6 protein-coding genes are annotated in these 7,339 nt (G+C 66.3%); 1 reads left to right on the forward strand and 5 read right to left on the reverse strand.

Going from position 1 to position 7,339, the window contains the following annotated elements:
* Positions 1-215: 215 nt before the first annotated feature.
* The 5 genes from ACLJWH_RS41695 to ACLJWH_RS41715 all read right to left on the reverse strand — a co-directional run bounded on the left by ACLJWH_RS41695 (position 216) and on the right by ACLJWH_RS41715 (position 6,013).
* On the reverse strand, positions 216-2,261 hold the full coding sequence (locus ACLJWH_RS41695) for an Hsp70 family protein (RefSeq protein WP_411147030.1): 2,046 nt from the start codon (positions 2,259-2,261) through the stop codon (positions 216-218).
* On the reverse strand, positions 2,258-2,860 hold the full coding sequence (locus ACLJWH_RS41700; RefSeq protein WP_411147031.1) for a hypothetical protein: 603 nt from the start codon (positions 2,858-2,860) through the stop codon (positions 2,258-2,260). The genes ACLJWH_RS41695 and ACLJWH_RS41700 overlap by 4 nt, the downstream gene beginning before the upstream one ends.
* The gene (locus ACLJWH_RS41705) at positions 2,857-4,512 is read right to left on the reverse strand and encodes a hypothetical protein (RefSeq protein WP_411147032.1); all 1,656 of its coding nucleotides are present in this window, start codon (positions 4,510-4,512) and stop codon (positions 2,857-2,859) included. The genes ACLJWH_RS41700 and ACLJWH_RS41705 overlap by 4 nt, the downstream gene beginning before the upstream one ends.
* Positions 4,513-4,825: 313 nt before the next feature.
* The gene (locus tag ACLJWH_RS41710) at positions 4,826-4,984 is read right to left on the reverse strand and encodes a hypothetical protein (protein WP_411147033.1); all 159 of its coding nucleotides are present in this window, start codon (positions 4,982-4,984) and stop codon (positions 4,826-4,828) included.
* Positions 4,985-5,002: 18 nt separating this feature from the next.
* A complete protein-coding gene (locus ACLJWH_RS41715) occupies positions 5,003-6,013 on the reverse strand; it encodes a DUF3375 domain-containing protein (protein ID WP_411147034.1) in 1,011 nt (336 codons plus the stop codon).
* A 554-nt stretch (positions 6,014-6,567) separates the two neighbouring features.
* Here ACLJWH_RS41715 and ACLJWH_RS41720 point away from each other — a divergent pair.
* Positions 6,568-6,720: a hypothetical protein gene (locus ACLJWH_RS41720; protein ID WP_411147035.1), complete on the forward strand. Its 153-nt coding sequence runs from the start codon at positions 6,568-6,570 to the stop codon at positions 6,718-6,720.
* The last annotated feature ends 619 nt before the right edge of the window (positions 6,721-7,339 follow it).

The raw sequence follows: 7,339 nt of genomic DNA on the forward strand, positions 1-7,339 counted from the left end.
CACGGCGCAGCCACTCCTTCGCGGGACAGGCCCGGCGAACCCGCCCCGCTTCCAGCACCACCCCACTACACTCCCCAAACCCAAGCCGTTGACCAGGAAAAACATCAAAGTCCGGCTGGAGTACTAGCTCCATCGAACGGACCTCGGACGCTACTGGTCGGCCCCGATCACCCGCAGAACGGCTCACACATACACGCGCTACAACCGGGTGCGCCCTACCCCCGCACCCGCGGCGCCACGCAGGTCCGGTCGGTGAAGTACCAGACCCCCTTGGAGCAGGTCGCGCCCAGAACCCGCCCCTTCTCCCGGAGCCACGAATAGCGGTTTTGCAGTTCGCTGAAATTGTCGTTCGTCACGATCATCGCGCCGGATTCGTCCGCGATGGCCGCCACGAGGGCATCCCCCTTGCCCTCGGTACCGGCCGGCGGCTGGACAATGTCGCCTTTGCTGAGCGCAGCCTCAACCGCTTCCCGTTCCGCCTCGGCAACCTTGTGCCTGAAGCTGGCGTCGACCACGACGTGGATCTCGGCGTCGGGGTATTTCTTGGCCAGGGCAGCCCGTGCGTCCTGGAGCTGGGTGAAGCTCGGGTGGTCGCCGTCTTCGTAGACCCCCGGGCGAACCGGAGAACGACCGATCCAGGCAAGGTTGGAACCGTCCACCACCAAGGCGTGCGGGCCGCCGTCGACCGTCCTCAGCAGCGCCTTCGGAGGCGCGGGCACGGGGCGGGTCCCCCCAGTCGAAGCAGCTGATCCCAACGGTGTCGGGCTTGAGTTAGCCTTCATCAGCCGGCCCAGCTCCTCCTGGACCTCAGGCGTGGGGCCACCTGACCCGAAGCTCTCGACCTCCTGGTCGACCACCACCTCCCCCGTGTGCTCCAGGGTGGCCTTGACGTGGAGGAGACCGTTGGAGTCGTACGTGTACTCCAGGTCGAAGCGAGATTCGTCGCGGACCCGCGGAGTGGGGTATGTGAGGGTGAGCTCGGTGAGCTGCACGTTGTCCCTGTGGGTGAGCTCCTTGTCCGGGTCTCCCTCCCAGATCTCCACCGACAGCTTCCGCGCATGGTCCTTCTGCGGCGTGTAGCTCTTGCGCTCCTTCCAGGGCAGCGGGGAATTCCTCGGGATGATCTGGCTGAACCGCTGCCGCCCCGAGGAGTCCTTAACCATGGTGCCGAGCGCATGGCTGGTAGCCACCTGGATTACGCCCTCGGTCTCGCCGGCGAGAACCGCCGCCGCGAGGGACGCACCGCGCGCCACCGCCGTCATCGGATCACACAACTCGGTAGGCACAGGCTCTGTCTGAAGTGCCTCGGCCACCGCGGCCCGCACACTGGGGATCTGGCTCGTACCGCCGATCATGAGGATCTCGTCCACGTCGAGCGGTGCCATGTGCAGGTCCCTCAGGCACTGTTCGACCGGCGCAAGTGCGCGGTCTACCAGATCGCCGATCGCCTCTTCCAGCTCGCCCTGGTAAATCTCGACGCCGATCCCGTCCGGAGTGTTCACCGTGACGCTCGGCTGGGAGGAGAGCAGGATCTTGTTCCGTTCCACATCGAGCCGGAACTGCCGCTCCTGCGCCGGAGTCCACGCCCTGCGTGCGGGCGCCCGTTCGAGGATCAGTTCGCGCAGCCGCCGGTCGATCTCAAGACCGCCAAGCTCCGTCACTCCGCGTGACGCGCGCTCCTCGAAGAATCCGTCCGCGTAGTCGAGCACGGTGACGTCGATCGTTCCGCCGCCCCAGTCGAAGACCAGAATCTGGGAATCCTCGCGGAAGTCGTGGACGTACGAGATGGCAGCGGCGGTGGGTTCGTTGAGCAGAGCCTGGACCTCTATGCCAGCAAACCGTGCCGCCGCCCTGGTGCGGTAGCGGGCAGCTCCCGTCGCGTTGGCGGGCACGGTGATGACGGCACGATCAATGTCGGTGAGATTGTGCTGGGCACCATCACGCATGGCGGTGAAGACACCCGCCGCGACGGTGGTCGCTGCGAAGCGCCTGCCCTGGATGCTCACGTACTCGTCACTCTTGAGGAGCCGCTTGCAGGCTTCCGCCGCTTCCTCCGAGCGGAGCTTCGCCTCCCAGCCGAACAGAGGACCGCGCCGGAGCGAGCTGAGACCCACCACCGAGGGGAAGAGCTGCTCGAACCCCGGGTGCCGCCAGTCTGCGTCAATGTGGTGGGCATCGAGCGGCAATACCTCGGCGTCGTCCCCCTGCCACTGGGCCACGACTGAGTTGGTCGTTCCGAAATCGATTCCTGTCGAGGTCACTTGGCACCGTCTCCCCGCACGCCCGCCTCATCGGCTTGGTCCGGCGTCGGCAGGTCGCTTGGCGTTGGGATACGGCGCAGCTGTCCGGCCAGCAGCAGCTTGCCGGTCGCCTGGTCCACGTAGGCCGGCCGGACCAGCTCGAAGCCCTGGCCATCGCCTTCGACCACAACGAACAGTTCCTGCTCGTCAGCCTCCTCAACCACACGGACCCCCATGTCGACGAGCGAGGACCGGACCGCCCGGCGTATGGCCTTCGCTCCTTGCTCGGGCATGCTCGCTAGGAGGTCGGTCTCAACCAGCCTCGCGATGTGCTCATCCCGCGTTCGGAATGCTTCGAGCACACCTTGCCGTAGCGCTGCGCTGACCGTTGCCGGGGTGGGCTGGGACTCCTGCGGAAGCTGCGCAATCAGCTCTTCGGCCCGTTCTGTGAATCGGGCGAGAAGCTGGGCCGGGTGGAGCAGTTCTTCCGGCCTGAGGGTACGCAGCTTCATCTCTTCAACGAACTCACGCTTTTCCTTGCGGCGAATACGCCCCGTGGGCTTCTTCGCCTGTCCGGCCGCGCCCGGATTGTTCTTTCGGCCTGCGGACTGGCTACTCATGACGATGTCCTGTGGTCGTGATCGGGGCGCCTGGGCGCGGACAGCATGGTGGGAAGGAGGGCTGCCAATGCGCGGTCGCGTACCGCCGCGAGGCCCGCGGCGGTACCGGGTGCGGTCCGGCGGGGCATCGCAGCGGGCCGCGGAGTCAGCGACCTCGGGCGCATGGTCGGCAGTTGGAGAGCCGCAAGATCCAACGGCAGTACGAAGAAGTCGGACCAGTCCTCGGTCCGCTCCGCCTGCTCGATACGGCGCTTCGCCCAGTTGGCCTGCGCTGCCAGGTCGAGGTCGTCACGGTCTGCACGGCGGCGCTCGCGCCACTGATGCTTCCACTGCTCACTCTTGTGCGGCAGCCCCAGCTCCAAGTACGGGTTGGCCGGCTGGTCCCGGTCGTTGCGCCTGGTCCGCCGCCGACGTTCCAGGAGGGCCAGGTTGTCCTCAACCCTCCGGTCAGTACGGGCGACGCGTGCCAGCGAGACGTAGGCGAGGTCAAGGTTGTCATCGAGCAGGGCAAGATAGGCGAACATGTTCCAAGCCTCAGCCGCGGCTTCAGCGTCCGCGCCCTCGTAACCGACAAGCTTGTCCACCTGTACCTGGGCCTTCTTCCTCTCGCCCTGGCAGATGAGGTCGTAGGCGTGTCGCAGTGCAACGAGGGCGTAGAACGGGCCGCGTGCCGGCTTGACTGCGGCCCTGGGCTCCCACAGGGTGCACATAAGTCGCCACAGTCCATGATCGGCAGGGATATCTGGGTCCCAAGAGCCGGTCATGGCGCCCGCCCGCACCTTGCGCAGTCGCACCACCAGGTCGCGCGGCAACAGCTCTTCGAGTTTCTTGAGAACCTCCGCCTCGCCGCCCGCCACGCGCAGGAGCAGGTCATAGAGGCTGCCTGGTTCCGGATCCATCGACTGGCCAGCCAAGAACGCCTCCCGCTCACGGGGCTCGTTCCAGCCGAGTGACTGGGCGAGGGCAGCATCAACCTTCTCCGGTGCGAGTCTGGCCAGCAGATAGCCCTGTTCCGCAGTGTCCGCGCGCAGGTTCCACGGCTGATCCCCGCGGTTCAGTACGCCTGCGTCGATGAGGTCGTCGACGATGCCGAGGGGAGCCCACGGGATAACGGCCCGCAGGTGGTGCGCCGACAGCTCGTCCACGCTTCCCCTGATGAGTGCGTGATGCAGCGCGTAAGCGCCGACGGGGTCGTCCTCGGTGCGGGAGACGTCGTCCGGTCCAAGTTCGGACGCCGGGACTCGCCCGGCGATGACTGCGAGGCGACGCTCACCGGCGGGCGAGAGCCACGGCATGCCGGCTTCATGGACGACCGACAACACGGCGGCGGTCTGCGCGACGGCCCGCTTCGGTTCGGCGGCTTCCAGCAGGGCTCTGACCGCAGGGAGCAGGTGGGGCGTTGGGTGCCCGTCCAGACAGGCGCGAATGGTGTCGGCGCCCCACCTCAGGGTGTCGTCCTCGGCATCCACGGACACCAAGAGCGCCCGCAGCACGTCCTCGACGCGGGCCACTGCCTCAGCGCCGAAAACCCCGGCCTTCCGCCATTTACGCAAGACGAATCCGTCAACCGGACCCTCAGGACCGGTCGCCGCAGCAGCGCGCCGGGCGGTCCGGTGTGCCCGCCACGCCTCAATCATCTCAGCGCGCGTCATCGCCCCTGTGATCGGAGAATTCCCCCCGCAGAATCCGCTGTCGGGCCGGCCGGCCGACGCGTCTTCGTTCCCCATGCGACCCCGTTCGTCTCCCGTGTTCACACACCTACTCACATTTTGACAGGTCTCCGCCTGGTAGTCGCAGCGCCCTCACGTCCCTGGATGGTGCACTGTTCTCGGGGGCGATGTGCCGGGCTCCCGGCCCGTCCCAAGGCCCGCTCGTGCTGGTCGCGGAAGACGGGGCCCTTGAGTAGCTGGTTCACCGGCAAGGACAGGGAGTACGCAGGGTGCTGGGCGGGGGCGGCAGGCGTGGTCATCGCTCCTCCTTCGGGCTGGTGGCCCAGGCAATGCCCGGACCGGTGCGGGCAAAGGTGATCACCGGCGCGGTGGCGACCTGCTGGACGTCGTCCTCGCCGATCCACGTGATCTCTTCTTGTCGGCGGTCGTCGAACACGGTGGTGACCCAGGCCACGGTGCGGCAGCTGTCGGATCAGCTCCGCCGGTTCCTGGACGACCAGGTGCGCTCGGAAGACCGACGTGTCCTGGAACTGGTGCGTGCGATCGAGGCAGGCTCACGCCCGCTACGTCGCGCAGGTCCAGGGCCTGCGCTGCGTTCGGCGGCCTCCAGCCAGTCCCGGGGCATGCGCCGCATGCGCGGGTCAGGCTCGTCGATGGCCTCCATGGCCTCGACCTCGGCCAGCAGCGTCTTGAGTTCGTCCTGACGGCTCGGGGCGAGCAGGGAGTCGTAGAACGCCTGGAAAGTCCGGCCCTGGTCCGACCCTGCGATGCTCTCGCGGCTGCCCAGCACCTCAGCCAGGAGTTCGCCCTTGGCCCCGTCCCACGCGGCGATCTTGCTCCGCAGGTCCCGGTCCAGGTCCCGGAAGTTCGCCTCGACCTCGCGGAAGTCGGCCAGCAGCCCATGCGCCGTCGTCGTCACCTGCTGGTAGCGGTCCCGCAGCGCCGCGCTGTCCAGGACGTCCACCTCGCCGGCCTCAACCCGCTCGATTTCCTGGTCGATTTCATGCCGTCGCCGGGTGAGCTCAGCCAGTCGCACCTCGGGGTCGGTTTCGGTGCCGAACGTCATCTGCCGCAGCAGATCGAAGATCGTGTTCAGCCGCGACTCCGTACCGACGAACGAACGCTCTTCCAGCGACCGGACCCACGCGATCGCTTTCTCGACCGCGGCCGTGGCGTCATAGTGCGGCTCGTCCCAATCCGGCGGGTAAAACTTGCGCAGCCAACCGTTCCCCGGTGCCGACCAGTCATCCAGATACGCCTTCGCGGACTTGGGAAACGTGCCCTGCCCCAGCCGGTCATTGAGGGTGAACAACTCGTCGTCCAGCCGTTCGACAAGCTCCGCACCGGCAATCGAGCGCGCTCCCTGCTCGACGAACACCTTGCTGAAGAAGCTCAGCATCAGCGCCGCGTTGTCGGCCTTCAGCAGCCGCCAAGCGGCACTCTGCTTCCGCAGGGCGACCAGACGGTCGTAGTCCAACTCCATACATCCTGCCCTCTCACTACCCCAGCAGGTACGACCACATTTCCCGCCAACGGCGAAAACGCACGCCCTACTCGGCCGGCACCCATGCCCGCGCAGCCGCGCACAGGCATTCCGCGCTGGCCACAAGGAACCGTAGACGCCACCACTGACAACGGGAGTCGGCCAGAGCCGACGACGGGATAGGCCCGGCCGCCTCGGGGAAGGAAAACGCAGGCAAGAGGCCGGATACCTCTGGATTCTGGATCGTTTCCGCTCCTCGCCCTTGCGGCCATTCACGAACACAATTTCGAGTCCCTGGCCGGGGATTTCAGCTCACCTACCGAGCCGCCGGTGCCCTGCGCCATCCCGGCGGACACGAGACCGTGCCATCGCATCTTGATCGTGCCCGGTGAGAGCTGGGTCGTGTTGCCGTCGACAGATCGGGCCACCGGAAAGCGCGACAGGTAACCTAAAGATCAGAAGAATTCGTGATCCGGTTGGGTTTTCTGTCGGAATTCCAGTCGTTGTTTCCCTCTGACAGTCGTGACGGCGTAGACACAGGGAGGGTCTCGCGGATGAACGGGCAGATAGATCAACGGACGGTGCTGCTCATGCTCGTTGGCTGCGGCACTGTGTACGCCGCCTTCGAGCACCCGTCGTTCGGCACCGCCCTCGTCGTCGGTGTCGCTTTGGTGACACTGCTCCACCTCCTGATGTGGGAGCGTTGACCCGGCATGCCGCTCAACTTCGATGGCACGCGCTCAAGGTTCGCGACAGCCGCCCTCGCTCGCAGCCCAGAACAGCGAACCTGAGCAGAGCAAACCCCGTCGACCACCGCTCAACCGGGCCGTCCCCGTACGCGGAGACCCCCGTCGGATCGATCCGACGGGGGTCCACATTGGTCACACCTGTCACGCGCGTGTCACCAACAGCGTCGACCTCCTGAACCACAAGGCCCTGACCAGTCCAAACGCTCCCGACTTGGACCACGTAGACGCCAGAAGACGGTTCCGCCTACCTGTGCCAGCCCGCCCCAGGCACAGTGCTCGCGGCATTAGCACCCCTGGGGAGAATCTGGGGAGTATTCGAAGGCTTGGGGAGCGCGTGGGGAGAATCGGCTACATAACGCAGCACGAAACTGAAAGACAGTGAAAGACACATCCACGCAGGTCCGGGGCCCGTAGGATCACAAATCCGCAGGTCAGCGCCACCAGGTGGACAACTTCATGACATATGTCCCGAGATCGTCGGCCTCGACGATTCCCGGGAGCGATCCGCCCTCACGCAAGGGCGTGACATAGCGGGTCGCTACGACCTCTTTCAGCATTTCCCAGACAGCCTGTCTCT

The sequence above is a fragment of the Streptomyces sp. x-80 genome, assembly GCF_046549095.1.
Classification (GTDB): Bacteria; Actinomycetota; Actinomycetes; order Streptomycetales; family Streptomycetaceae; genus Streptomyces; species Streptomyces celluloflavus.

Coding starts and splice junctions, on each gene's coding strand:
- ACLJWH_RS41700 (WP_411147031.1), bottom strand. CDS start 2,860: ATGAGTAGCCAGTCCGCAGGCCGAAAGAACAATCCGGGCGCGGCCGGA.
- ACLJWH_RS41705 (WP_411147032.1), bottom strand. CDS start 4,512: ATGACGCGCGCTGAGATGATTGAGGCGTGGCGGGCACACCGGACCGCC.
- ACLJWH_RS41715 (WP_411147034.1), bottom strand. CDS start 6,013: ATGGAGTTGGACTACGACCGTCTGGTCGCCCTGCGGAAGCAGAGTGCC.
- ACLJWH_RS41720 (WP_411147035.1), top strand. CDS start 6,568: ATGAACGGGCAGATAGATCAACGGACGGTGCTGCTCATGCTCGTTGGC.